The organism is Ruegeria sp. F5 (genome assembly GCF_056533845.1).
In genome coordinates, this window is record NZ_JBQFOU010000006.1 from 63,315 (window position 1) to 85,831 (window position 22,517).

Below are 22,517 nucleotides of genomic sequence, written 5' to 3' on the forward strand. Positions count from 1 at the left end.
GATGAAGGGGCGGGGTGCGCCCCTTTTTCATAGGAGGAGAAACAGATGTTGAAGGTTTATCTGTCTGGTGAGATTCACACGGATTGGCGTGAGCAGATCGTGGCGGGGGCCGAGGGGCTGGATGTTGCCTTCAGCAGCCCGGTGACGGATCACGCGGCCTCGGACGATTGCGGGGTGGCGATTCTGGGGGCGGAGCCGAACAAGTATTGGCACGATCACAAGGGCGCGATGGTCAACGCGATCCGGACCCGCAAGGGGATCTCGGACGCGGATGTGGTCGTCGTGCGCTTTGGCGACAAGTACAAGCAGTGGAATGCGGCCTTTGACGCGGGCTATGCAGCGGCATTGGGAAAGTCGATCATCGTGCTGCATGGTCCCGACCACCAGCACGCTTTGAAAGAGGTGGATGCCGCCGCGCTGGCCGTGGCGGAAGAGCCGGCGCAGGTGGTTGAGATCCTGCGCTATGTCCTGACGGGCGCGTTGCCCGGCTGAGGTTGGGGCAGGGCGCGCAGGCGCCGCTGCCCGGTTTTTTGGATCAGTCCCGCGCGGGGATGAGCAGGCCTTTCTGGACCGCCGGTCGTTCCAGAAAGCGGTCGAGATAGGCGGCAACGTTGGTGTAGCCGTCCCAGCCAATCACCTCTTTGACGTCGTAATAGTCCAGCCCGCGCAGCCAGGGCGCGATGGCGATGTCGGCGATGGAATAGTCTCCGGCGATCCAGTTCTGCCCGTCCAGTTGCCCGTTCAGAACGTTCAGCAGGCGCTTGGCCTCGGCCACATAGCGTTCGCGGGGGCGGGGGTCTTCGATCTCGCTGCCGGCGAATTTGTGGAAATAGCCCAACTGGCCGAACATCGGCCCCAGCCCGCCCATCTGGAACATCAGCCATTGGGTGACCCGGTGTTTGTCTGCCGCGGTCCGGCCAATGAACTGGCCGCTTTTCTCGGCCAGATACAGCAGGATCGCGCCGCTTTCGAACAGGGCCAGCGGCTCGCCATCCGGCCCGTTGGGGTCGATCAGGGCGGGAATCTTGTTGTTGGGGTTCAGCGACAGGAACTCGGGGCTTTTGACATCGGCATCGGCCAGCGTGACCTTGTGCACCTCATACGGCAGGCCTGTTTCCTCGAGCATGATCGAGGCTTTGACGCCGTTGGGGGTCGGATAGGAATAGAGTTGGATCTTTTCCGGGAACTGCGCAGGCCAGCGGTTCATGATCGGGTGTGATTTGGCGTCCAGCATCGGGGGCTCCTGTTGAAGTGGCTCCTCAAAAGGTAGGCCGCGACACCCGTTCTTGTAAGGCCCAAATGATGTGCAATACCGGTCAATTGGTGTTTGCCGGTGAACAACGGGGAAAACCGGGCCGACTGGCACCTAGACCGAAAGGCATTTTTGGCACAAACTCCGCCGACCCCGCGTGAAGTACGCGGGTTTCTTGTTGTTGAAAGGAGATGCGCGTGGATGAGGTCGTAACACAGGTAGGCGCGTTCGCCCCCCTGATCATGAGTGCGGTCAAGGCTCTGGTCGTTCTGATTCTGGGTTGGATCGTGGCAAGCGCGATCGGTGGCATGGTGCGCCGCCGGATCAACGCGACCCCGCAGATTGACCCGACGCTGGGCAATTTCATGGCCAGCCTGGTCAAATGGGCCATTCTGGCCATGGTGCTTGTGGCCGTTCTGGGCATTTTCGGCATCGAGGCCACAAGCATCGTGGCCATCCTGGGTGCCGCGTCGCTGGCCATCGGTCTGGCGCTGCAGGGCACGCTCAGCGATCTGGCCGCCGGGGTGATGCTGGTGGTGTTCCGGCCCTACAAGCTGGGCCAGTATGTCGATATCGGCGGCACGGCGGGGACGGTGAAGGACCTGAACCTGTTCACGACCGAACTGGTGACGCCTGACAATGTGCAGATCATCGTTCCGAACGGGCAGGCCTGGGGCACTGTCATCACCAACTATTCGGCCCATGACACGCGCCGGGTCGATCTGGTGTTCGGTATTGACTATGGCGACAGCGCCGACAAGGCGATGCAGATCATTCTGGATATCGCCAAGGCGGATGCCCGCATTCACCACGATCCTGAGCCCTGGGTGCGGGTGACCAATCTGGGTGACAGTTCGGTGGACCTGACCGCGCGTCTGTGGTGTGCGGCGGCGGATTACTGGGATGTGAAGTTCGAATTGACCAAGGCGGTCAAGGAAGCCTTTGACGACAAGGGCGTTTCGATCCCCTATCCGCATTCGGTGGAAATCCAGAAACAGGGCTAAGGCTGCTTGCCTGAACGCAACTGCGCCGCGCCTTTTGGCGCGGCGCTTTGCCCAACGCTGTAAAGCGGCCCCCGGCAGGGGCCGTTTTCAGGGGCGGGAGGATTTACGATTTGACCACGATATTGGGCGAGACGACGTCGATCCCCAGTGCCTTGCCAACCGCGTAATAGGTCAGCTGACCGGCATGGACGTTCAGACCTTCCATCAGATGCGGGTCGTCCTGACAGGCCTGTTTCCAGCCCTTGTCCGCCAGCGCCAGCATGAACGGCATCGTGGCGTTGCCCAGAGCAATGGTCGAGGTGCGCGCAACCGCACCCGGCATGTTGGCAACGCAGTAATGCATGACGCCATCGACGTTATAGATCGGATCCGCATGGGTGGTGGCCTTCGAGGTCTCGAAACAGCCGCCCTGATCGATGGCCACGTCCACCAGAACCGCACCCGGTTTCATGGTCGAAAGCTGCTCGCGCGTTATCAGCTTGGGCGCGGCGGCACCGGGGATCAGGACCGCGCCGATCACCATATCGGCATCCTGGATCAGTTCGGCCGTTGCACCGGCGGTCGAATACTGGTTCTTGAACTGGCGGCCATACACATCGTCCAGATAGCGCAGGCGGGGCAGGGACCGGTCCAGAACCGTCACATCCGCGCCCATGCCCGCCGCGATCTTGGCGGCGTGGGTGCCGACAACACCGCCGCCGATCACCACGACCTTGGCCGGGCCAACACCGGGAACACCGCCCATCAGCACACCGCGGCCGCCATTGGCCTTCTGCAGGGTCCATGACCCGACCTGAGGGGCCAGACGACCGGCAACCTCGGACATCGGGGCCAGCAGCGGCAGGCCGCCATTGGCATCGGTCACGGTCTCATAGGCAATCGCGGTACAACCGGATTCCAACAGATCGTGGGTCTGGTCCGGATCGGGCGCAAGGTGCAGATAGGTGAACAGCAGCTGCCCTTCGCGCAGCATCTTGCGTTCGACCGCTTGCGGTTCCTTGACCTTGACGATCATGTCGGCGGTGGCAAACACCTCTTCCGCCGTGTCAACGATACGGGCACCGGCGGCAACATAGGCGTCATTGTCAAAGCCCGAGCCCATCCCGGCCCCGGTTTCGATGATCACCTCGTGACCGCGCGCCACCGCTTCCTGCGCGGCGTTGGGGGTCATGCCGACGCGGAACTCCTGCGGTTTGATTTCCTTGGGGCAGCCGATTTTCATGAGAGACTCCATTCATAAACTGCCTAAATTATGGGCATTCTTCGTTGCAATTTCTGTGAAACATTGCGTGCGAAAGAGCTTTTTCCGGGAAGAATTTCCTGTAAGATGGCAGCTTCTTGCAAAGGATGTGCATGAATGAGCCTTGATACGACGGATCGGAAGATTCTGTCCGCGCTCCAGCGGAACGGCAGAATGTCGAACGCCGAGCTTTCAGAGCAGGCGAATCTGTCGCCCTCGGCCTGCCACCGCCGCGTGCAGCGACTGGAGGCCGAGGGGTATATCCGCAACTATGTCGCCCTGCTGGATGCCCGCAAGATGAACGTGCCCACAACGGTGTTTGTCGAGATCACCCTGCAGGGTCAGGCCGAAGAGGTGCTGGATGCGTTCGAAAAGGCCGTCGCGCGCATTCCGGATGTTCTGGAATGCCATCTGATGGCCGGGACGGCGGATTACATCCTGAAAGTCGTCGCCGAAAACACCGAGGATTTTGCCCGCATTCACCGGCAGTATCTGTCGCGCCTGCCCGGGGTGGCGCAGATGCAAAGCTCGTTTGCCCTGCGGACCGTGTTCAAGACCACGGCCCTGCCGGTTTAAGGCTCAGGCCGGGGCCGGGTAGGTGAAGAAGACCAGATGCACGAAGTTGAAGGCGAAGTGCATCGCGACCGGCACCCACAGCCGACCGGTTGCAGAATAGGCCAATCCGCAGGCCAGACCAAGAAGCGAGGCGAAGATTACCAGCTCGGGTCCACCTCCGAAATGGGCCAGACCAAATGCGAGGCTGGCCAGAGCGATTCCGTTTGCTACCCCGATCCGGGAAACGAGGACGGATTGCAGGTAGCCGCGAAAAAACGCCTCTTCCGTCAGGCAGGTCAGAAACAGGTTTGAAAGTGCGAAGATCAGCCACCAGGGCGGTAGGGTGATCTCGGGCCGGACGGCTTCTGCCGCCAGCCCAATCGCGAACAGGATGGGCAGCAGGGCGAGGCCGAAAATAAGACTCGGAAGGTTTACCATCCGCCCGGTGTTCAGCATTGCGGGCCAGGCCAGCAGGACGGCGAAGAACACCATCGGCTTGTCCATGTTCAGATGCAGGGTGAAGGCGGCACTATCGGGCCCGGCAAGAACCTGATCCAGAATCCGAAGGTTGTAGAACCCCGGAACCAGATGCGCGCCCAGTGCCACGCACCAGACAATCAGTGCCAGATGTCCCAGCCCGGCTGCCCATCCCGACAGACGGGGCAGAAACGACGCGCCCAACACTCCCAAAGCAATGATCGCAGCGGCCAGTGGCGACATCAGCCCGAGGCTCAGCGCGACGCTGCCGAACAGCACCAGAACGGACAATCCGATGGCGGTTCTGCCCGTCAGCACCAGGACCTGCGCCGCGATCAGGATCAGCCAGGGCCAGAGGACCGGCAGTTGAGACAGAAAGAAGGCCACGTGCGTTCCACAGTTTTGCTGACCGCAGTGTTGCCGCGAAAATATACGCCATTGCAAGACGCCAGTCCGGCCCGGCCGGCAACCTGTTGGCATTGCGGCAATTCTGCCGGTTGTATCTGCCGCCCGTCCGGGTCACATTGAGGGCAAAGACCGCAGGGCTGTTGAAATTGCGCCTGTTTCACCCAACAGGACCCCGCACAGCCGTTCCATCGCGATGGCATCAATTTTTCCGATGACATCGGGCGGTTACACATACCCGGTACGGTCCGAACCCGTTGACTGAGAAGGAGCTGATTTTGGCTTACGAAAACAATGACGCGCCCAAAGACTGGCTGGAAGCCGAATTGGAAGACACGCTGGACGAGGACTTTGAGATCGAGTTCAGCGAGCCGATGCTCTCGATGGAAGTCCGCAAGATTTACAAGGACCAGCACCCGGACATGCTGGACCGCAAGGTCTATTTCCGCAACCTGCTGCGCCTGCAGGCCGAACTGATCAAGGTGCAGGACTGGGTGCAGCACACCGGGGCCAAGGTCTGTATCCTGTTCGAAGGCCGCGACAGCGCCGGGAAAGGGGGCGTGATCAAGCGCATCACGCAACGGCTGAACCCGCGGGTGGCCCGTGTCGTTGCCCTGCCCGCCCCCAGCCGTCGTGAACAAAGCCAGTGGTATTTCCAGCGCTACGTCCCGCACCTGCCTGCTGCGGGCGAGATCGTTCTGTTCGACCGCTCATGGTACAACCGCGCAGGCGTCGAGCGGGTGATGGGTTTCGCCAACGACGATCAGGTCGAACAGTTCTTTCAGGACGTTCCTGAATTCGAACGGATGCTGGTGCGGTCGGGGATCATTTTGCTGAAATACTGGTTCTCGATCACGGATGAGGAACAGCAGCTGCGATTCCTCATGCGCATTCACGACCCGATGAAGCAGTGGAAACTGTCGCCGATGGATCTGGAATCCCGCATCCGGTGGGAGGCATATACCAAGGCCAAGGAAGACATGCTGTTTCGCACCAACATCCCCGAGGCCCCGTGGTACATCGTGGAGGGCAATGACAAGAAGCGCGAACGCCTGAACTGTATTGAACATCTGCTGACCAAAATCCCCTATGAGGATGTGCCGCAGGAAAAGGTCAACCTGCCCGATCGGCGCTACAATCCCGAATACGAACGCCGCGTTCTGCCGGATGAGCTTCACGTGCCGAAGATCTACTGACCCCGGCTGTGCGAGGCAGAGGGTCTGCCTCGCACCGGAAGGGCCGCTCAGGCGGCGTCCATCATGCAGTCGAAGGTGTAGAAATTGAACTGGAAGACATCGGCTGTATCATCGCATGCAACATCTGACATCGGCGTGTCTTCTTCGACGGTTTCAGAATCGTCCATCACCAGATCGAACGCTTCGGTCGAATCTGACGGGTCCATCCCGCTGTCATCCCAGGCAAACTGATCCAGCCGCGATTGCAGGGCTTCGATAAACGCCTCGATCTCGGCAAGGAAGGCGGCGACGTCGAAACATCCGTCATCTGTTTCGCCACTATCTGTCCCGGGTGTTTCCGGCGCGGGGTCGGCCGTTTCGGTTACGTCCGTATCGGGCGTTTCCGGTGCCGGTTCTTCGGTTTCTGTGACATCGGTATCAGGCGTTTCGGCGACCGGGTCGTCCGTCTCGGTGACATCCGTGTCGGGTGTCTCAGTTTCCGGATCGTCCGTTTCCGTGACGTCTGTATCGGGCGTTTCCGGCGCGGGATCTTCGGTTTCGGTGACATCCACGTCGGGCGTGTCCGGCGTCGGGTCGTTCGTGACATCCGTGTCCGGTGTGTCCGGCGCGGGGGCGGGTGTATCCGCAACGTCCGGGGCCTCGGTCACAGGCTGATCGGGCGCTGGCTGGTCGGTTACTGGCACCTCGGCCACCGGCGGTGTCGGGGCGGGGGGAGTCGCCGCGCCACTATCCAGAACCACCGTTCCGTCCGTGGTGGCGAAGTTCTGCGTGACCATGACCGCGTCAAAGCCTTGCATATCCCCGGTCTCGATCCCGATGCCGATATATTCAAACTCGGGGTTCAGGATGTTGGCTCGGTGGCCGGGGCTGTTCATCAGATTCTGATGCAGCTGGGCCACATCATCGCTGATGCCCGGCGCGCCGCGTTCGGATTGCCAGGCGATGTTTTCACCGGTGCGCCAGCTGCCGGACAGGTCGAACCCGGCATCGCGCATCCGCTCGGTCGCGCTGGAGCCGCCGGCACCGGTATGGCTGAACATGTCGGTGTTCAGCATCCAGGTGCTGTGATCCTCGGACGATTCATTCAGATTGGTTTCCAGTTTCAGCGCGTTCAGCCCGCGGGATGTGCGCTCGGCGTTGATAAGCGCCAGCATTTCCTGCTCGATTGTGCTTGCAGTCGACATTTTGCCTCCGTTTGGTTTGCCGTCTGTTTCGACGGGGCCAGTTACATGGGGCATCGCGGCAGGGGACAGGGGCGCTTATCAGTTGAGCGAAATCCGGCAGGCCCGCGCTACCTGAACGGGATTCGCTGCGCTGCAAAATGCCGGGCAAAATGTTGCTGAGCCGGAATTGGCAGCTTGCCGCACACTGCCCGGCGCGAGTCGGCGGAAAAGAACCAGCCCTGAAAACGACAAACCCCCGGGCGGGGCCTCGGGGGTCGTCAAATAGTGTCATCCAAAGCTGGACGAGCGAGGTTTTAGAGCAAACCTTCGCGCTGGGCTTTCTTGCGTGCCAGTTTACGGGCACGGCGGATCGCTTCAGCTTTCTCGCGCGCTTTCTTCTCGGACGGTTTCTCGAAATGTTGCTTCAGCTTCATTTCACGGAACACGCCTTCGCGCTGCAGCTTTTTCTTCAGGGCACGAAGCGCCTGATCGACGTTATTGTCGCGAACACTAACCTGCATGTGGTTGTCACCACCTTTCTAGATAGAGTTGCAAGGAAATTGCAGGAATTGGCCGTATAGCAAAGCGGGCCTATCTTGTCTAGTACTGGGGCTGAAAGCCGGAGAACCGCCATGACCGTTACCTACGAAGATGCCAAGCAGCAGCTTTTGGATGCAATTCTGATCCATGTTCCTTTCGATGGCTGGTCGGAAACAAGCTTTCGGGCGGCGATTTCCGATTGCGAAATCGATGACGGTCTGGCGCGCGCCATCTGTCCGCGCGGGGCGGTCGATCTGGCGCTGGCCTTTCACGCGCGCGGCGATGCGGCCATGCTGGAGCGAATCAAGTCCGAGGACCTGAGCGCGCTGAAATTCCGCGAAAAGATCGCCGCCGCCGTGCGGTTCCGGCTTGAGGCGGTCGAGGATAAAGAACTGGTGCGCCGGGGCATGACGCTGTTTTCGCTGCCGACCCATGCGGCGGATGGGGCCAAGGCGTTGTGGCAGACTTGCGATCTGATCTGGGACGCGCTGGGTGACACCTCGGACGATGTGAACTGGTACACCAAGCGGATGACGCTGTCGGGGGTCTATTCCTCGACCCTGCTGTTCTGGCTGGGGGATGAGACCCCGGATCATCAGCGCACGTGGGAATTTCTGGACCGGCGCATCGGCGATGTGATGCAGTTCGAAAAGCTCAAGGCGCAGGTGAACGGGAACCCGCTGCTGAAGCCGTTTCTGGCGGTACCGAACTGGCTGGCGGGTCAGGTGCGGGCCCCGATGAAGATGCGTGCTGATCTGCCGGGGCTTCTGAACCCCCGAAAGTAACTGTCTGGGCGTTTGAGCGCAGGCCTGCTAGGCATTGGGCAAAGGAGATTTGCCGATGACCCAGATGATGCGCGCTGTTGAGATCACCACCCCCGGCGGCCCGGATGTTTTGCAGGTGACCGAACGGCCCATGCCCGAGCCCAACGCCGGGCAGGTGATCCTGAAAGTGGCCTATGCCGGGGTGAACCGGCCGGACGCCCTGCAGCGCGCCGGGGCCTATGATCCGCCGCCGGGGGCTAGCGATCTGCCGGGGCTGGAAGCGTCGGGCGAAGTGGTGGCTGTGGGTGCGGGCGTCGAAGGAGTCGCGATCGGCGATCGGGTCTGCGCCCTGCTGCCCGGCGGCGGCTACGCAGAATATGTCGCCACGCCCGCCGCGCATTGCCTGCCCGTGCCTGCTGGTATGGGAATGAAACAGGCCGCCTGCCTGCCCGAAACCTTCTTCACCGTCTGGTCCAACGTCTTCACCCGTGGCGGATTGAAAGCAGGAGAACGCTTTCTGGTCCATGGCGGGTCCAGCGGAATCGGCACCACCGCGATCCAACTCGCCAACGCCTTTGGCGCGCGCGTCTTTGCCACCGCCGGGTCGGACGAAAAATGCGAGGCCTGTGTGAAGCTTGGCGCGGAAAAGGCGATCAACTACCGGGATGAGGATTTTGTGGGCGTCATGCGGGCTGAAGGCGGCGCGAACCTGATCCTCGACATGGTGGGCGGGGATTACATCCCGCGCAACGTCAAGGCTCTGGCCGAGGACGGGCGGCTGGTGCAGATCGCCTTTTTGCAGGGGCCGGTGGTCGAGTTGAATTTTGCCCTGATGATGGTTAAACGCCTGACCCTGACCGGCAGCACCTTGCGCCCGCAAAGCGATCTGGCAAAGGCCAAGATCGCGCAGGATTTGCGCGAGGCCGTCTGGCCCTTGTTGGAGGCCGGGAGGGTCGCTCCGGTCATGGATTCAGAATTCGATCTGGCCGAGGCCGCAGCCGCCCATGCGCGCATGGAAAGCTCGGGCCATATCGGCAAGATCGTTCTGAACATATCCGGCGGGTAACGGCGCGGGTCAGGCGACCGCGCGTCTGTACAGATGCCAGGTCGCGTGGCCCAGCACCGGCATCACCACGATCAGCCCAAGCAGCATCGGAATCGCGCCCAGCACCAGCAGGACCGCGACGATGAAGCCCCATGTCAGAACGACGCCCGGATTGTGCCGCAGCACGCGGACCGAGGTAACGACCGCGACCGGCACGCCGACCTTGCGATCCAGCAGCAGCGGAAAGCTGACGACGCTGATGGCCAGCGCGCACAGGGCAAAGACAAACCCGACCGCCGTGCCGACCACGAACATGGTCCAGCCTGCGCTGGTGGTGAACACATCGGTCGCAAATGCGCCAAGCGAGGCAGGCGGTTCCGGGCCCAGCGTGCGCTCGTAGATGCCTTCAGCAACCCAGAGCCAGATCAGCAGCAGCATCACCAGATAAAAGCCAAGCGCCAGAATCGCGCCGAAGGACGGTGAGCGGAAGACCCCGAACGCGTCCAGCCAGTGGACCGCGCCGCCCTGTTCGCGCTTGCGGCTGATCTCGTACAATCCAACTGCCGCGACCGGGCCGATCAGGGCGAACCCTGCGACCAGAGGGGCCAGAAGCGGCACCATATTCATGTTCACCGCAAATCCGAACATCAGAAGACCGGCAATGGGGTATATCAGCACCACAAATATCGCATCGGCGCGGGTTTCGAGGAAATCGTGATACCCCGCCCGCAGACAGGCGCGCAGATCCTGCAATGTAAGCGTTTGCACCACCGGCAGTTCGCGGGTTTCCGAGCTGCCGATCCGGGATACGCTTTCCGTGACGTGATCGCTGGTAGCGCCAAGGCTTTGGGCCACCCAGCTGATCGGATTACCGATAGTTTTTGCCATCTTGATCCCTTTCCCTGACGAAATGCGCCGCGGGACGGATCCGGCATAAGGTTGCCCGTGGCCGGACCAGCCGGCAACGCCTGTGACCACTATAGCACAGATTCCCAATTCGCCGAATCACCGCTACGAGATTGCACCGATTGCCCTGTTGCGCAGTCGTGTTAGCTTGGGCGCAGGCAAGAAGGAGGTCAGCATGCAGCAAACGGCAAAAACCGTCATCATCCATGAATTCGGCGGACCCGAGGTTTTGCAGATCGAAGACAGGCCGTTGGGCGACCCCGGACCGGGTGAGGTGCGCATTCGCCACCATGCCTGCGGATTGAACTTTATCGATGTCTATCAGCGCACTGGTCTTTATCCGCTGGACCTGCCTCATGCGCTGGGCATGGAAGCCTCGGGCGTGGTCGAGGCCGTGGGCGAGGGCGTGACCCATCTGGAACCCGGCCAGTGCGCCGCTTATGCCGCTGCGCCCTCGGGCGCCTATTGCGAGGCGCGCGTGATGCCCGCCGCGCAGGTCTGCCCGCTGCCCGACGGTATCGGCTTTGAAGCCGCCGCCGCGATGATGCTGAAGGGGATGACGGTCGAATACCTGTTTCACCGCACAACGCCGCTCAGGCGCGGGGATACGGTGTTGTTCCACGCCGCAGCCGGGGGTGTGGGCCTGATCGCCTGCCAATGGGCGAAATCCGAGGGTATCACCCTGATCGGCACCGCCGGGACGGACGAAAAATGTTCCCTCGCGCAGTTCAACGGGGCGGCGCATTGCATCAACTACCGGACCGAGAACTTTGCCGAACGCGTCGCCGAGATCACTGGCGGCAAAGGCGTGGACGCGGTGATGGATTCGGTCGGGGCCGATACGTTCGAGGGGTCGCTGGACTGCCTGAAACCACTGGGGATGATGATTTCCTTCGGCAACGCCTCGGGGCCGGTGCCGCCGGTGAATCTTGGGGTTCTGGCGCAGAAAGGCTCGCTCAAGATCACCCGGCCAACGCTGTTCACGCATATCTCGGACCATGCCGCCTGTCAGGCGATGGCAAGGCGGCTGTTCGGCAAGGTCGAAGGCGGTGAGGTCAAAATCCACATCGATCAGCGCTTCCCGCTGGAACAGGTCGCCGATGCCCATCGTGCGCTCGAGGCGCGCCAGACCACGGGCAGCACGATTCTGGACCTTTGAACGGAAAGACCCGGTGGAAAGCGCCGGGTCTGATGGTCTGTGAGGGATGCCTCAGAACCGATAGGTGGCGCGGAACTGCAGGGTGGTAGCGTCCACATCCACGCCGGTCGAGTTGAAATTGTCGAACTCGTGATACAGCAACTCGCCGCCAATGCTGACATTGGGGGCGACGATCTGCTCGTACCCTGCGCCGATGAACCAGCCATCGTCGCTGCCCAGATTGTCGGTTCCGGCCTCGGCATAGCCAGCGGTTCCGTAAAACAGGCCCTGCGGGTTCACTTTGTATCCGGCGCGCGCCTTGAGGCGCCACACATCCTCGACCTTGGCCGCGCCGGACAGGTTCACATCGGTCCAGTCATAGTCGAAGCCGCCGCCGATCACCCAATCGCCCAGATCATAATCGTAGCCCAGAACGATACCGCCGATCGCGCCATCGCCGTCGATGCCGGACACGTTGGTATCCACGTCGATATAGCCAAGCTGCAGACCGCCATAAAACCCGGTCCAGTTGCCCGAAGATTGCGCAAAGGCCGATCCTGCCGCCAAAGTCGCGACAGCGGTGACGAGTGCCAATTTACCTGTCATCTGTGTTGTCCTTTCGTTCGAAACCAGATCCCGCAGGGGTGTAATTTGCTGCGGGTGCCTGCTGATTGATACGGCCCGATCCCCGGACCGGATCAATGATGTCTGTTCTATTCCAGCCCGTAGTCTTGCGGTTCCGCGCGGTGGCGCGGATGCAGGTCCGTTGAAGCCGGACGCTTGTTTGAAGAAACAGATAGGTGCCGAACCGAAGGGTTCAAAACGACATGCGGCGGCGGATACGCTCCGCCGCCGACACGTCTGAAATATTCAGCGGATTATTGCTGCTGCAGTTCCGCAGGGGTCTTGTCGGCGATGTCTTTCCAGTTGGCATCTGCGCGCTCGTTAAAGCCCGGGATGTCGCCTTCCCAGCGTTCCTGAATATCGGCCGACAGGTTCAGGTACAGCTTGTTGTCAACGATCTTCCAGTAGTTCGGGTCGCCGTCGAACTTGAAGCCCATCGCGGTGCCGAAGGCGCAGTAACCGCCATAAGCGGGCAGATACGCTTCGGGGTTCTGCTCGAACGCCACTTTGTTTTCTTCCGACGCAAAGCGGTACAGCGCTTCGTTGTGCAGCGCGGTGATGCGGTAATCGCCCTTGGTGGCCTCGCCCACGGTGAAATAGGCAACCGGGTCGTAACCCTGCAGCGCCAGACCGGTCGAGCTTGCGTTCAGTTCGACGCCAGCGGCCAGAGTTGTGCTTGCAACCGCGACAGACAGGGCGACACCACCGATGAGGGATTTGATCTTGTTCATGACTTCACCTTTCGTGAATAGGTCCGCTTTCGGGCACCTGAATTTTGCCCCGGCGAACCGGATTTGTTTTTGTGACACCGGCAATTGGCTGTCACGAAATCCAGTTGGGAATTGCCCTGGTCACGTTCAAAGCAATCAATTGTGATTGTGCAGGGGTGAAGAGTCTCTGTTCAGAAATGCAGGGCAGAGGTCAGCCCTCGGGCCGCAGCGCGAGGACGAATTCGATGACTTTGCGGACGGGCATTTCGCAGGGTCGTAGCAGCAGGCCGCTGTTGCGGGTCTGGTACAGGTTGAGGCTGATATAGTCATTGCCGCCCCTTTGATGCGCGACCAGTTTATGGGCCTTTCCGCCCGCCATCGCCTGCCGGGTGACGACATAGCGCAGGCCATCTGCCGTGCCGGTGAACGTGCCGAGAGGCAGGTCGAAGAACGCGGATGCAAACGCGTCGGGCGGGGTCACGATTTGCCGATTTTGGGCTCGGTCCCGGCCTTGATGCGCGCGACATTGGCGCTGTGGCGCCAATAGACCAGCAGGGTCAGAACGATGCCGAGGATGAAGGTCGAGCCATCCGTCAGCACCACGATCCAGGTCGTCGACAGCGCCGCTGCCGCCAGCGCCCCGACCGAGGACATCCGCCAGATCGCCACCGCAACCAGCCAGGACAGGCAGCAGGCCACGCCCACGGGCCAGGCGAGCATCAGCCACAGGCCCAGAAAGGTCGCAACACCCTTGCCGCCCCTGAACCCCAGCCAGACCGGGAAACAATGCCCCACAAAAGCGGCCAGCGCCGCAATCTGTGCCGCATCTTCCCCGGCGAAGACCCGGGCCAGCAGGACAGCGACGGCCCCCTTGCCGCCGTCAAACAGCACCGTCAGGCCAGCTGCCGTTTTGTTTCCCGTGCGCAGAACATTGGTGGCCCCGATATTGCCGGACCCGATATTGCGCAGATTGCCCAGCCCCATGACACGGGCGAGGATCATGCCAAACGGGATGGACCCCATCAGGTATCCAAGCCCTGCCCACAGGATCAGCTGGGTCGTTGTACTGTCGATCGGGGGCATCAGGGTCTCCGGTAAACTTCTTGGCCTGCGACATAGGTCGCTGTGACCTTACCCTGCATCTTCTGCCCGTCAAACGGTGTGTTCTGGGATTTGGATTTAAGAACAAAGCGGTCGAGCACAAAAGGCACATCCGGGTCGAACAGAACCAGATCCGCCGGTGCGCCCTGCGACAGGCGGCCCGCGCCCAGCCCCAGCCGTTTCGCCGGGTTCAGCGCCATGGCGCGGAACAGGGTCGGCAGGTCCAACTGCCCCGCATGATAGAGGCGCAGTGCCGCAGGCAGCAGCGTCTCAAGCGCCACCGCGCCCGAGGCGGCCTCGGCAAACGGCAGGCGTTTGCTTTCCTCGTCCTGCGGCGTGTGCATCGAACTGATCGTGTCGATCAGCCCGGTACGGACCGCTTCGATCACCGCCTGCCGGTCGTCCTCGGATCGCAGCGGCGGCTTGACCTTGAAGAAGGTGCGATAATCGGCCACGTCCAGCTCGTTCAGCGTCAGATGGTGGATCGAGGTCCCGGCGGTGATGTCCAGCCCGTTCCGCTTGGCCCGTTCCAAAGCGGGCAGGGCGCGGGCGGTGGTGATCTGGTCGGCGTGATACGCGGCCCCGGTCATCTCCAACAGCGCGATGTCGCGGTCCAGACCCATACGTTCCGCCATGGGAGAAACTGCGGGCAATCCGCGCAGGGCGGCGAATTTGCCGCTGGTGGCGGCCGCCCCGGCGCTCAACCCCGGTTCCTGGGGGTGGGCAATCACCAGCGCGCCACAGGACTTCGCATAGGTCAGCGCGCGCGAAAACACCTTGGTATTGGCCACCACGTGGTCGCAATCGGTAAAGGCGACAGCCCCGGCATCGAGCAGAAACCCGATCTCGGTCATTTCACGCCCGTCGCGCCCCTTGGTCAGCGCCGCCATCGGCAGCACGTTGACCGGCGCATCCGCCTGCGCGCGCCTTGTGGCGAATTCCAGCGTTTCCGGCGTATCGACCGCAGGCAGCGTATCGGGCCGGGTGACGATAGTGGTCACCCCCCCGGCAGCCGCGGCGAGACCCGCTGATTTATAGCTCTCCTTGTGCCGCTCGCCCGGCTCGCAGACCTTGACGCCGATATCGACGATACCGGGCGCGAGGCACTGCCCGCCGCAGTCGATCACCTGCCCGTCAGTGCCAGGCGCATCCCCATCGCCCTTGCCCTGAATTAGACCATCGGCAATGTGCAGCCAGCCGAGACTGTCCGTGCCGGTTTCCGGGTCGATCAGACGGGCGTTGGTGAAGATCAGGGCAGTCATGTCTGGGCCTCTCGGGCTTGGGTCAGCGCCTTCAAAACAGTGTCGGGATCGGACAGGTGTTCAAAGGCAAAGAAGGGATGACGGTCAAACAAGATCGCGCGGCGTCCGGTTCGAAAGGTCAGAAAATTGTCGATTTTCAGGCTTTTGGACTTTAACTCTCTGTTGAGTTTCCAGGCGCTGTGCGAGGTGACTGCGTACATGCGCTGCGCCCGAACGAAACGGTCTGCGTAGATCACGAAGGCAAAGCCAATCGTACAAAAAAAGATCTCCCAGAATTCCCGGACAGTTTCGATCATCCATGGGCTACCCGCCCAAATCCCGATGAGCAGAAGCAGTATTGCTTTGTAGGCCCAGCCATAGCGCGGCGGAAAAAAACCCTGATCCGGCTGCCCGACCCACAGAATCTTTTCGCCATCAGGAATTTGTTCTCGCCACCACTCGTCGCTCATCCCATCTCCCTTTCAATCGCGGCTTTGGTGGCGGCGGGGTCGGCCTGATACTTGATCAGGTGCTTGTCGCCGCCTTTGGTGACAATCTGGACGAAGCTGCCCATCGTTTTGACCGCCTCGATCTGGTTCAGCGCCACCTTGCGCGGGCCGGGGCCGGTGAGGGTGGTCTCGGTCATCTCCCACGTGTTGTTCAGTTCTTCCGAGGCCAGATACCACGCGCGGACAGCAACGGCGGCCAGCCCGGCGGGTGCGCCGGTCCAGACATAGGGGTTGCCGATCAGCCAAAGCACCACCATCGCCGCCGCCATTGCGAACGCGGCCAACCACGCGTTGGTGCGGATGTAAGCGCCTTTGTCGGGGGCGAAGGTCACAGGATCAGCCACAGGGCACCTCCGATCACAAGCAGGATCACCAGCGCCAAAAGGGCCGAGCCGATGCGCCGGGGTTGCGCGTCCGGCGGGGTCTTAGGGGCCGAGAACGGCCTGGCGCTTTCGGTTTCGATCACGCCGCCAGTCCAGTTGGTGGCCTCTTCGGTGAACAGACCAATCAAGTGCAGGCGCGGGTCGGGTTCGATACTGGCCGCGCGCCCGTGAAAGGCGGCGCTGCGCAGGGCCAGGACCCAGCCCTCGACAGCCTCCAACGCAGTACGGTCCAACTGATCCGCCGACACTCCGCAGCCCTCGTTCAGATAGCCGTACAGCCCAAGGTCTTCGAGGTCGGAGACCGGGAAGATATCGATCTGCGCGGGGTCCAGCCCCTCGACCCCCAGAACCTGATCGGCGGCACCGGGTTCGCGCAGGAACTTCGCCTCTTCCGGGCGCATGTCCAGCGTGAACAGGCGGATCACGCCGCGTTCATGGGGGGCGACGGTCAGGTCGTTCATGCGGCCTCGGCCAGATTGCGGGCCAGCAGTTCCATCGCGGCCATGCGCACGGCGACGCCCATTTCGACCTGTTCCTGAATGACCGAGCGGTTGATGTCATCGGCCAGCGTGCCGTCGATTTCCACCCCGCGGTTCATCGGGCCGGGATGCATGACGATGGCGTCCGGCTTGGCAAGCGCCAGTTTCTCGGCGTTCAACCCATAGCGGTGATAGTATTCGCGTTCCGAGGGGATGAAGCCGCCATCCATTCGCTCGCGCTGAAGGCGCAGCATCATCACCACATCGACGTCTTTCAGGCCTTCGTTCATATCGTCGTAAATCTCGGCCCCGAACTCGGCGAACTGACCGGGCACCAGCGTCGGCGGGCCGATCAGGCGGATGCGGTTCTCCATCTTGCCCAGCAGGATCAGGTTTGACCTTGCTACGCGGGAATGCGCGACATCGCCGCAAATCGCGATGTTTAGCCGGTGCAGGCGGCCCTTGGCGCGGCGGATGGTCAGCGCGTCCAGCAAGGCCTGCGTCGGGTGTTCGTGCCGCCCGTCGCCTGCGTTCAAAACGGCGCAGTTGACCTTTTGCGCCAGCAGATCGACCGCACCGGAATGCGGGTGCCGCACCACCAGCAGGTCGGGATGCATCGCGTTCAGCGTCATCGCGGTGTCGATCAGCGTCTCACCCTTTTTGATCGAACTCGCCTGCATCGCCATGTTCATCACGTCGGCCCCCAACCGCTTGCCTGCCAGTTCGAAACTGGCCTGCGTGCGGGTTGAGTTCTCAAAAAACATGTTGATCTGGGTCAGTCCTGCCAGCACGTCGGAATGCTTGGTCGACTGGCGGTTCATTTCGACATATTTTTCGGCCAGATCAAGGATGGCGGTGATATCGGATTGCGACAGATGCTCGATGCCAAGAAGGTGACGATGGGCGAAACGCATGGGCGGGCTCCTGTCTGACAATCGGGCCGCTTATAGGAAGCTGCGCGGGCAGAAGCAACCTAGGGATCGGTGCCCTCGGGCAATATCTCGCACCCGCCTTCGGGCAAGCAGCGCTCGCCCGGTTTGCACCATTTGCCATAGCCGCAGTCGATCGCCCTGACGGGCACGCAGCCCTGGTTGCGCGAGCATTTGAAGCCGGGGCGGCATTGCGAGCCGGTTTTTTCGCACAAGTACCAGCCGGGGCGCGAGCAGCCGCCCTGCGGCAGGCAATAGGTGCCCGAGACACAGCTGCGCCCATCGGCGCACTGCGTCTGAAGGTTGAAACCGGGGGAGGGGGTGGGATCGAATTCGGGCGTCAGCGGCTCGCATTCCCCGCGCCCGTTGCAGAAACTGCCGCCCGGGCAGTCGAGGCGCGAGCGGCATTTATTCGCCCCCGCCGGCGCACAGCGGGTGCCCCCGGCCACGCAGCGTTCGAACGGGCCGCAGCTGCGGCCGCCGCCGCAATAGGTGCCGCCCAGCGGGATGCAATGGTTGTCAAAGCTGCATCGCTGCCCGCCGGAACAGCAGCGGCTGCCGCAGGCGAACTGGCCCCCTCGGCACTGGTCGCGTTGGGTGTTGATCTGGGCAAATCCGGGCTGGCCGCTGGTGACGGCAAACAGCACTCCGATCAGAAGGAATCGCAAAACTGACAGCATGAATGCGCCCATGGTCGGTGCGACCCGGTGCCATGGCAAGGTCTATTCGCTTTCCCTCGGTCAAAAGGTGGTTAGATTGAAAGGCATGGAATCGGCTTTGGATTATCACACCGCGCGGGCGCTGCTGGACTGGCAGATCGAACTGGGCGTCACCGATGCCATCGGCGATGCGCCGGTGGATCGATACGCGCTGCCGGATACCGCGCCCAGGCCGAAGAAGTCGCAGCCTGCACAGGCGGCACCGGCAAAGCCTGAGCAGGTTGATCCGGTTGCGGTCGCCCGGCAGGCGGCGCGCGAGGCGGGTTCGTTGGACCAATTGCGCGCGGCGATGGATGCGTTCGCGCATTGCGAGTTGAAAAAGGGCGCACGGCAGTTGGTCTTTGCCGACGGCACACCGGGCGCGCGGGTGATGATCATTGGCGAGGCTCCGGGCCGGGACGAAGACCGCGAGGGCAAACCCTTTGTCGGCCGGGCCGGGCAGTTGCTGGACCGGATGCTGGCGGCGATTGATCTGGATCGGCGCGAAAATGTCTATATCACCAATGTTCTGCCCTGGCGGCCGCCGCAAAACCGCGACCCCAAGCCGGAAGAGATCGGCATGATGAAACCGTTTCTGGACCGCCACGTGGCTCTGGCGAAACCGCAGATTCTGGTGGTGATGGGCAATATCTCTTGCCAGGCGGTGCTGGGCAAACGCGGCATCACGCGGCTGCGCGGGAATTGGGATCAGGCGCTGGACCTGCCGGTGATCCCGATGTTCCATCCCGCATACTTGCTGCGGCAACCTCAGATGAAGCGGCAGGCCTGGGCGGACTTGTTAGAATTGCGGGCACGGCTGGAGGCGGCGCGATGAGGATACTGGCCTTCTCCGACCTGCACATGGCGCGCAACCGGGCCGCTGATCTGGTTGCGGCCAGTGCGGATGCCGATCTGGTGATCGGAGCCGGAGACTACTGCAACATGCGGCAGGGTCTGGACGAAGCGATGGCGATGCTGTCCGGCATCTCGGCCCCGCTGGCGCTGGTGCCGGGCAACGCCGAAAGCGCCGGAGAGCTAGCCGATGCCGCGCCCGAGGGGGTGCACGTGCTGCACGGCTCGGGCATGACCATCGACGGCCTGCGCCTGTTCGGTCTGGGATATGGCGTGCCGGTCACGCCGTTCGGCGACTGGTCCTGTGACCTGACCGAGGCGGAAGCGACCGAAATGCTGGATCGCTGCGACGGTGCCGATGTGCTGATCGTGCATTCCCCGCCCAAAGGCCATGGCGATACCACATCGCAGGGCCAGTCGGTTGGCTCGGTCGCAGTGCGCGATGCGGTGGAACGGATACAGCCCGCCTTTGTGTTCTGCGGTCATATCCATGACAGCTGGGGCTATCGCGGCACCTTGGGGCGCGCGCAAATTGCCAATCTTGGCCCCAAGATACATTGGTTCGAGGTCCCCTCATGATCGAAACGGTAACGCTGCTGGCTTTTGTGCCAGCTGCTCTGGCGCTGAGTTTTACCCCAGGCGCGGATATGATGTTCTGTTTCGGGCAGGGGCTACGGTCCGGCGCGAAACCGGCGCTGGTGGCCAGTGCCGGTGTCTCGACGGGTTTGATGATCCACGTTCTGCTGGCCGGGCTGGGGCTGGGCGCGGCTGTGTCTGCCGTGCCCTGGCTGTTCGATGTGATCCGCTGGGTGGGTGTGGCTTACCTGCTGTATCTGGCCTGGGGCGCGATCCGGAACGGAGCCGTTTCCGGCGACGCACCCACGAAACCCGCGCATTTTGCCTTTCGGGATGGGCTGGTCGTCAACCTGACCAATCCCAAAGTCATCCTGTTCGTGCTGGCCTTCATTCCGCAATTCGTCGATCCCTCGGTTGGTCCGATCCTGCCGCAGTTCCTGATCCTCGGTGCCATGATTGCGCTGAGCGGGTTTGTGGTGAACGGGCTGGTGGGCATTTTTGCGGGCGGGGCCGGGCGGGTGCTGATTTCGAACCCGCGCGCCTCGCGGATCATGGGCTGGGTCACGGGGGGCATCTTTGCCGCGCTGGCGGTCCGGCTGGCCATCATGGAAAGGGCCTGATGCAGATGTCGCGCATCGACGAAAGCATGGAGTTCATACCGGTCCGGATCGCCGTTCTGACCGTGTCCGACACCCGCTCGCTGGCCGAAGACCGCTCGGGGCAGACGCTGGTGGACCGGATCGAACGCGCGGGGCATGCCGTGGCCGATCGCAAGATCATCCCCGATGAACGAGCGCAGATCGCCGACCAGCTAAGGGTCTGGATCGCGGACCCTGAGATTGACGTTGTGATCTCGACCGGCGGCACCGGATTGACCGGGCGCGACGTGACGGTCGAAGCCCATCGCGACGTCTATGAAAAAGAGATCGAGGCGTTCGGAACCGTGTTCACCATCCTGTCGATGGAGAAAATCGGCACCTCCGCCGTGCAGTCCCGTGCCACCGGCGGTGTTGCGGGCGGCACCTATCTGTTCGCGCTGCCCGGCAGCCCCGGTGCCTGCAAGGACGCCTGGGACGGGATTTTGCAGAAACAGTTCGATTACCGCCACCGTCCCTGCAATTTTGTGGAAATAATGCCCAGATTGGACGAACACCTGCGACGGAAGTAGACTGGTCGTACGTTCAACATCTTATAACCGCTTTGTGGCTTGGCATATTTCACCGTCCGGCTACATTTTGCGGAAGGCAGCATATTGCAACCGGGGTTAGTGGTTAATGCGATTCTTGCGGCAAAGTCTTGTCGGTGTGTTTCTGGCGTCTCTGACGCTGGCGCTGCTGTTTGTTGCGGCGCAGATGATCATGGGGGCGGTACAGGATGTGCTGACCCGTGAAGACAAAGCGCCTGCGGCGCGGGAACGGATTTTCGCCGTAACCGTCAAGTCAGCCGAGCTGGAAACGGTCACGCCCCAACTTGAAGCCTTTGGCGAGGTGCAAAGCCGCCGCCGTCTGGAACTGCGCGCGGCGCTGGGGGGCCGCGTGGTCGCGCTGGCGGATGATTTTGAGGATGGCGGCACGGTCACGGCGGGCGAGGTTCTGGTCGAACTTGATCCGGCGGATGCGCAATCGGCGCTGGATCGTGCCAAATCCGACCTGCTGGATGCGCAGTTTGAAGAACGCGATGCCGAACGGTCGCTGCTGCTGGCGCAGGACGAGTTGAAATCCGCCGAGGCGCAGGCCGAACTGCGCCAGCGCGCCCTGCAGCGGCAGCGCGATCTTGAATCGCGCGGCGTCGGTGCGACGGCCAGCGTGGAAGAGGCGGAACTGGCGGCTGCGGTTGCCGAGCAATCGGTATTGGCCCGCAGGATCGCCCTGGCGCAGGCGGAATCCCGTGTCGATCAGGCAACCACCTTGCAGGCGCGCGCGGTGATCGCGCTCGAGGCCGCCGAACGGGATCTGGATGACATGACCGTCCGCGCAGGTTTTGGCGGAACGCTGACCGATGTCACGCTGGTCGAAGGGCGGCTTGTATCGGCGAACGAAAAACTGGCGGAACTTGTGGACCCGAACGCGCTGGAGGTCGCCTTTCGGGTGTCCACCGCGCAGTTTGTGCGGCTGCTGGACCCTGACGGCGCACTGATCAATGCGCCCGTCACCATCTCGCTGGAGGTCACCGGCACCGATCTGACCGCCACCGGCAGTATCAGCCGCGACAGCGGCTCGGCGGGAGAGGGGCAGACGGGCCGGTTGGTCTATGCCCGTCTGGACAGCGCGCCGGGGTTCAAGCCGGGGGATTTCGTGACGGTTACCGTGGAAGAGCAACCTCTGGACGCGGTGGTGCGCCTGCCGTCGTCGGTGCTTGATGCCTCGGGGACGGTTCTGGTGCTGGGCGCGGATGACCGGCTTGAGGTTCTGCCCGTGACCCTGATCCGCAGGCAGGGGGACGAGGTTCTGCTGCGCGGCGAAGGGCTGGAAGGGCGCGAGGTCGTGATCGGCCGCACGCCCCTGCTGGGAACGGGCATCCGTGTCCGCCCGCTGCGGACCGAGGCCAATGCCGGCGCGGACCCGGACATGGTCGAACTGTCCGACGAACGCCGCGCCGCGCTGGTGGCGCAGGTCGAAGCCAGCGAGCGTATGCCGCAGGATGTCAAGGCGCGGATGCTCGGGCAGCTGGAAGAGGCCAAGGTGCCCGCGTCGCTGGTCCGCACCATTGAAAACCGGGCCGGGGGCTAGC

Annotated in this window: 28 protein-coding genes; 12 read left to right on the forward strand and 16 right to left on the reverse strand. The window is 62.4% G+C overall.

Annotated features, from left to right (window positions below; translation table 11 throughout):
* The first annotated feature begins 45 nt into the window (after positions 1 to 45).
* On the forward strand, positions 46 to 492 hold the full coding sequence (locus ACR0K1_RS10925) for a YtoQ family protein (RefSeq protein WP_480614047.1): 447 nt from the start codon (positions 46 to 48) through the stop codon (positions 490 to 492).
* A gap of 43 nt (positions 493 to 535) precedes the next feature.
* Here ACR0K1_RS10925 and ACR0K1_RS10930 read toward each other — a convergent pair whose 3' ends face one another.
* Positions 536 to 1,234, reverse strand: a complete 699-nt coding sequence (locus ACR0K1_RS10930) for a glutathione S-transferase family protein (protein ID WP_480850595.1) — start codon at positions 1,232 to 1,234, stop codon at positions 536 to 538.
* 209 nt (positions 1,235 to 1,443) lie between these two features.
* On the opposite strand from ACR0K1_RS10930, the gene ACR0K1_RS10935 reads away from it, so the two are divergent.
* Positions 1,444 to 2,256 carry a mechanosensitive ion channel family protein gene (locus ACR0K1_RS10935; RefSeq protein WP_480614050.1) on the forward strand — a complete coding sequence of 271 codons (813 nt, stop codon included), beginning with the start codon at positions 1,444 to 1,446 and terminating at the stop codon, positions 2,254 to 2,256.
* A gap of 103 nt (positions 2,257 to 2,359) precedes the next feature.
* Here the strand turns inward: ACR0K1_RS10935 and ald are convergent, their stop codons facing one another.
* Positions 2,360 to 3,478, reverse strand: coding sequence for an alanine dehydrogenase (gene ald / locus ACR0K1_RS10940; RefSeq protein ID WP_480614052.1), 1,119 nt, complete (start codon positions 3,476 to 3,478; stop codon positions 2,360 to 2,362).
* Between the two features lie 135 nt (positions 3,479 to 3,613).
* Here ald and ACR0K1_RS10945 point away from each other — a divergent pair, with 135 nt between their 5' ends.
* Positions 3,614 to 4,072, forward strand: a complete 459-nt coding sequence (locus ACR0K1_RS10945) for an Lrp/AsnC family transcriptional regulator (protein ID WP_480614054.1) — start codon at positions 3,614 to 3,616, stop codon at positions 4,070 to 4,072.
* A gap of 3 nt (positions 4,073 to 4,075) precedes the next feature.
* Here ACR0K1_RS10945 and ACR0K1_RS10950 read toward each other — a convergent pair whose 3' ends face one another.
* The gene (locus tag ACR0K1_RS10950) at positions 4,076 to 4,915 is read right to left on the reverse strand and encodes a CPBP family intramembrane glutamic endopeptidase (protein ID WP_480614056.1); all 840 of its coding nucleotides are present in this window, start codon (positions 4,913 to 4,915) and stop codon (positions 4,076 to 4,078) included.
* 296 nt (positions 4,916 to 5,211) lie between these two features.
* On the opposite strand from ACR0K1_RS10950, the gene ppk2 reads away from it, so the two are divergent.
* Positions 5,212 to 6,129 (forward strand): polyphosphate kinase 2, encoded by a 918-nt coding sequence (gene ppk2, locus ACR0K1_RS10955; protein ID WP_480614057.1) that lies wholly within the window; start codon positions 5,212 to 5,214, stop codon positions 6,127 to 6,129.
* A gap of 47 nt (positions 6,130 to 6,176) precedes the next feature.
* Here the strand turns inward: ppk2 and ACR0K1_RS10960 are convergent, their stop codons facing one another.
* On the reverse strand, positions 6,177 to 7,313 hold the full coding sequence (locus tag ACR0K1_RS10960; RefSeq protein ID WP_480850598.1) for a CAP domain-containing protein: 1,137 nt from the start codon (positions 7,311 to 7,313) through the stop codon (positions 6,177 to 6,179).
* A 293-nt stretch (positions 7,314 to 7,606) separates the two neighbouring features.
* A complete protein-coding gene (gene rpsU, locus ACR0K1_RS10965; RefSeq protein ID WP_005614280.1) occupies positions 7,607 to 7,813 on the reverse strand; it encodes a 30S ribosomal protein S21 in 207 nt (68 codons plus the stop codon).
* Positions 7,814 to 7,924: 111 nt separating this feature from the next.
* Between rpsU and ACR0K1_RS10970 the strand changes: the two genes are divergently transcribed.
* Together ACR0K1_RS10970 and ACR0K1_RS10975 are read left to right on the forward strand one after the other, a co-directional pair.
* On the forward strand, positions 7,925 to 8,617 hold the full coding sequence (locus ACR0K1_RS10970) for a COQ9 family protein (RefSeq protein ID WP_480614061.1): 693 nt from the start codon (positions 7,925 to 7,927) through the stop codon (positions 8,615 to 8,617).
* Between the two features lie 55 nt (positions 8,618 to 8,672).
* On the forward strand, positions 8,673 to 9,662 hold the full coding sequence (locus ACR0K1_RS10975) for an NAD(P)H-quinone oxidoreductase (protein WP_480614063.1): 990 nt from the start codon (positions 8,673 to 8,675) through the stop codon (positions 9,660 to 9,662).
* Between the two features lie 9 nt (positions 9,663 to 9,671).
* On the opposite strand, the gene ACR0K1_RS10980 is transcribed toward ACR0K1_RS10975, so the two are convergent.
* Positions 9,672 to 10,529 (reverse strand): DUF2189 domain-containing protein, encoded by an 858-nt coding sequence (locus ACR0K1_RS10980; RefSeq protein ID WP_480614065.1) that lies wholly within the window; start codon positions 10,527 to 10,529, stop codon positions 9,672 to 9,674.
* A gap of 193 nt (positions 10,530 to 10,722) precedes the next feature.
* On the opposite strand from ACR0K1_RS10980, the gene ACR0K1_RS10985 reads away from it, so the two are divergent.
* A complete protein-coding gene (locus ACR0K1_RS10985; RefSeq protein WP_480614067.1) occupies positions 10,723 to 11,706 on the forward strand; it encodes a quinone oxidoreductase family protein in 984 nt (327 codons plus the stop codon).
* 51 nt (positions 11,707 to 11,757) lie between these two features.
* Here the strand turns inward: ACR0K1_RS10985 and ACR0K1_RS10990 are convergent, their stop codons facing one another.
* The 10 genes from ACR0K1_RS10990 to ACR0K1_RS11035 form a co-directional block, all read right to left on the reverse strand.
* Positions 11,758 to 12,291: an outer membrane protein gene (locus tag ACR0K1_RS10990; protein ID WP_480850601.1), complete on the reverse strand. Its 534-nt coding sequence runs from the start codon at positions 12,289 to 12,291 to the stop codon at positions 11,758 to 11,760.
* 272 nt (positions 12,292 to 12,563) lie between these two features.
* Positions 12,564 to 13,040, reverse strand: coding sequence for a YHS domain-containing (seleno)protein (locus ACR0K1_RS10995; protein ID WP_480614070.1), 477 nt, complete (start codon positions 13,038 to 13,040; stop codon positions 12,564 to 12,566).
* Between the two features lie 190 nt (positions 13,041 to 13,230).
* Positions 13,231 to 13,500 carry a hypothetical protein gene (locus ACR0K1_RS11000; RefSeq protein WP_480850603.1) on the reverse strand — a complete coding sequence of 90 codons (270 nt, stop codon included), beginning with the start codon at positions 13,498 to 13,500 and terminating at the stop codon, positions 13,231 to 13,233.
* Entirely contained in the window at positions 13,497 to 14,102 is a 606-nt protein-coding gene (plsY, locus tag ACR0K1_RS11005) for a glycerol-3-phosphate 1-O-acyltransferase PlsY (RefSeq protein ID WP_480614074.1), read from the reverse strand. The genes ACR0K1_RS11000 and plsY overlap by 4 nt, the downstream gene beginning before the upstream one ends.
* Entirely contained in the window at positions 14,102 to 15,382 is a 1,281-nt protein-coding gene (gene pyrC / locus ACR0K1_RS11010; RefSeq protein ID WP_480614076.1) for a dihydroorotase, read from the reverse strand. The genes plsY and pyrC overlap by 1 nt, the downstream gene beginning before the upstream one ends.
* Complete coding sequence (locus tag ACR0K1_RS11015) at positions 15,379 to 15,831, reverse strand: hypothetical protein (RefSeq protein ID WP_480614078.1); 453 nt, start codon at positions 15,829 to 15,831, stop codon at positions 15,379 to 15,381. The genes pyrC and ACR0K1_RS11015 overlap by 4 nt, the downstream gene beginning before the upstream one ends.
* The gene (locus tag ACR0K1_RS11020; RefSeq protein WP_480614080.1) at positions 15,828 to 16,214 is read right to left on the reverse strand and encodes a hypothetical protein; all 387 of its coding nucleotides are present in this window, start codon (positions 16,212 to 16,214) and stop codon (positions 15,828 to 15,830) included. Before ACR0K1_RS11020 ends, ACR0K1_RS11015 begins: the two co-directional genes overlap by 4 nt.
* Complete coding sequence (locus ACR0K1_RS11025; protein ID WP_480850606.1) at positions 16,199 to 16,714, reverse strand: hypothetical protein; 516 nt, start codon at positions 16,712 to 16,714, stop codon at positions 16,199 to 16,201. Before ACR0K1_RS11025 ends, ACR0K1_RS11020 begins: the two co-directional genes overlap by 16 nt.
* On the reverse strand, positions 16,711 to 17,646 hold the full coding sequence (locus ACR0K1_RS11030; protein WP_480614084.1) for an aspartate carbamoyltransferase catalytic subunit: 936 nt from the start codon (positions 17,644 to 17,646) through the stop codon (positions 16,711 to 16,713). The genes ACR0K1_RS11025 and ACR0K1_RS11030 overlap by 4 nt, the downstream gene beginning before the upstream one ends.
* Before the next feature lie 59 nt (positions 17,647 to 17,705).
* Positions 17,706 to 18,353: a scavenger receptor class F, member 2 gene (locus ACR0K1_RS11035; RefSeq protein ID WP_480850609.1), complete on the reverse strand. Its 648-nt coding sequence runs from the start codon at positions 18,351 to 18,353 to the stop codon at positions 17,706 to 17,708.
* Between the two features lie 73 nt (positions 18,354 to 18,426).
* Here ACR0K1_RS11035 and ACR0K1_RS11040 point away from each other — a divergent pair, with 73 nt between their 5' ends.
* The 5 genes from ACR0K1_RS11040 to ACR0K1_RS11060 all read left to right on the forward strand — a co-directional run bounded on the left by ACR0K1_RS11040 (position 18,427) and on the right by ACR0K1_RS11060 (position 22,516).
* The gene (locus ACR0K1_RS11040; protein WP_480614479.1) at positions 18,427 to 19,194 is read left to right on the forward strand and encodes a uracil-DNA glycosylase; all 768 of its coding nucleotides are present in this window, start codon (positions 18,427 to 18,429) and stop codon (positions 19,192 to 19,194) included.
* The gene (locus tag ACR0K1_RS11045; protein WP_480614087.1) at positions 19,191 to 19,790 is read left to right on the forward strand and encodes a metallophosphoesterase family protein; all 600 of its coding nucleotides are present in this window, start codon (positions 19,191 to 19,193) and stop codon (positions 19,788 to 19,790) included. Before ACR0K1_RS11040 ends, ACR0K1_RS11045 begins: the two co-directional genes overlap by 4 nt.
* The gene (locus ACR0K1_RS11050; protein ID WP_480614089.1) at positions 19,787 to 20,407 is read left to right on the forward strand and encodes a LysE family translocator; all 621 of its coding nucleotides are present in this window, start codon (positions 19,787 to 19,789) and stop codon (positions 20,405 to 20,407) included. Before ACR0K1_RS11045 ends, ACR0K1_RS11050 begins: the two co-directional genes overlap by 4 nt.
* 5 nt (positions 20,408 to 20,412) lie before the next feature.
* A complete protein-coding gene (gene moaB, locus ACR0K1_RS11055) occupies positions 20,413 to 20,955 on the forward strand; it encodes a molybdenum cofactor biosynthesis protein B (RefSeq protein ID WP_480614482.1) in 543 nt (180 codons plus the stop codon).
* Positions 20,956 to 21,061: 106 nt separating this feature from the next.
* Positions 21,062 to 22,516 (forward strand): efflux RND transporter periplasmic adaptor subunit, encoded by a 1,455-nt coding sequence (locus ACR0K1_RS11060; protein ID WP_480850612.1) that lies wholly within the window; start codon positions 21,062 to 21,064, stop codon positions 22,514 to 22,516.
* The last annotated feature ends 1 nt before the right edge of the window (position 22,517 follow it).

Coding starts and splice junctions, on each gene's coding strand:
- ACR0K1_RS11050 (WP_480614089.1), top strand. CDS start 19,787: ATGATCGAAACGGTAACGCTGCTGGCTTTTGTGCCAGCTGCTCTGGCG.
- ald (WP_480614052.1), bottom strand. CDS start 3,478: ATGAAAATCGGCTGCCCCAAGGAAATCAAACCGCAGGAGTTCCGCGTC.
- ACR0K1_RS11030 (WP_480614084.1), bottom strand. CDS start 17,646: ATGCGTTTCGCCCATCGTCACCTTCTTGGCATCGAGCATCTGTCGCAA.
- rpsU (WP_005614280.1), bottom strand. CDS start 7,813: ATGCAGGTTAGTGTTCGCGACAATAACGTCGATCAGGCGCTTCGTGCC.
- ACR0K1_RS10995 (WP_480614070.1), bottom strand. CDS start 13,040: ATGAACAAGATCAAATCCCTCATCGGTGGTGTCGCCCTGTCTGTCGCG.
- ACR0K1_RS10990 (WP_480850601.1), bottom strand. CDS start 12,291: ATGACAGGTAAATTGGCACTCGTCACCGCTGTCGCGACTTTGGCGGCA.
- ACR0K1_RS10975 (WP_480614063.1), top strand. CDS start 8,673: ATGACCCAGATGATGCGCGCTGTTGAGATCACCACCCCCGGCGGCCCG.
- ACR0K1_RS10970 (WP_480614061.1), top strand. CDS start 7,925: ATGACCGTTACCTACGAAGATGCCAAGCAGCAGCTTTTGGATGCAATT.
- pyrC (WP_480614076.1), bottom strand. CDS start 15,382: ATGACTGCCCTGATCTTCACCAACGCCCGTCTGATCGACCCGGAAACC.
- moaB (WP_480614482.1), top strand. CDS start 20,413: ATGTCGCGCATCGACGAAAGCATGGAGTTCATACCGGTCCGGATCGCC.
- ACR0K1_RS11040 (WP_480614479.1), top strand. CDS start 18,427: ATGGAATCGGCTTTGGATTATCACACCGCGCGGGCGCTGCTGGACTGG.
- ACR0K1_RS10960 (WP_480850598.1), bottom strand. CDS start 7,313: ATGTCGACTGCAAGCACAATCGAGCAGGAAATGCTGGCGCTTATCAAC.
- ACR0K1_RS10925 (WP_480614047.1), top strand. CDS start 46: ATGTTGAAGGTTTATCTGTCTGGTGAGATTCACACGGATTGGCGTGAG.
- ACR0K1_RS11025 (WP_480850606.1), bottom strand. CDS start 16,714: ATGAACGACCTGACCGTCGCCCCCCATGAACGCGGCGTGATCCGCCTG.
- ACR0K1_RS10930 (WP_480850595.1), bottom strand. CDS start 1,234: ATGCTGGACGCCAAATCACACCCGATCATGAACCGCTGGCCTGCGCAG.
- ACR0K1_RS10935 (WP_480614050.1), top strand. CDS start 1,444: ATGCGCGTGGATGAGGTCGTAACACAGGTAGGCGCGTTCGCCCCCCTG.
- ACR0K1_RS11060 (WP_480850612.1), top strand. CDS start 21,062: ATGCGATTCTTGCGGCAAAGTCTTGTCGGTGTGTTTCTGGCGTCTCTG.
- ACR0K1_RS10945 (WP_480614054.1), top strand. CDS start 3,614: ATGAGCCTTGATACGACGGATCGGAAGATTCTGTCCGCGCTCCAGCGG.
- ACR0K1_RS11035 (WP_480850609.1), bottom strand. CDS start 18,353: ATGGGCGCATTCATGCTGTCAGTTTTGCGATTCCTTCTGATCGGAGTG.
- ACR0K1_RS10980 (WP_480614065.1), bottom strand. CDS start 10,529: ATGGCAAAAACTATCGGTAATCCGATCAGCTGGGTGGCCCAAAGCCTT.
- plsY (WP_480614074.1), bottom strand. CDS start 14,102: ATGCCCCCGATCGACAGTACAACGACCCAGCTGATCCTGTGGGCAGGG.
- ACR0K1_RS11045 (WP_480614087.1), top strand. CDS start 19,191: ATGAGGATACTGGCCTTCTCCGACCTGCACATGGCGCGCAACCGGGCC.
- ACR0K1_RS11015 (WP_480614078.1), bottom strand. CDS start 15,831: ATGAGCGACGAGTGGTGGCGAGAACAAATTCCTGATGGCGAAAAGATT.
- ACR0K1_RS10985 (WP_480614067.1), top strand. CDS start 10,723: ATGCAGCAAACGGCAAAAACCGTCATCATCCATGAATTCGGCGGACCC.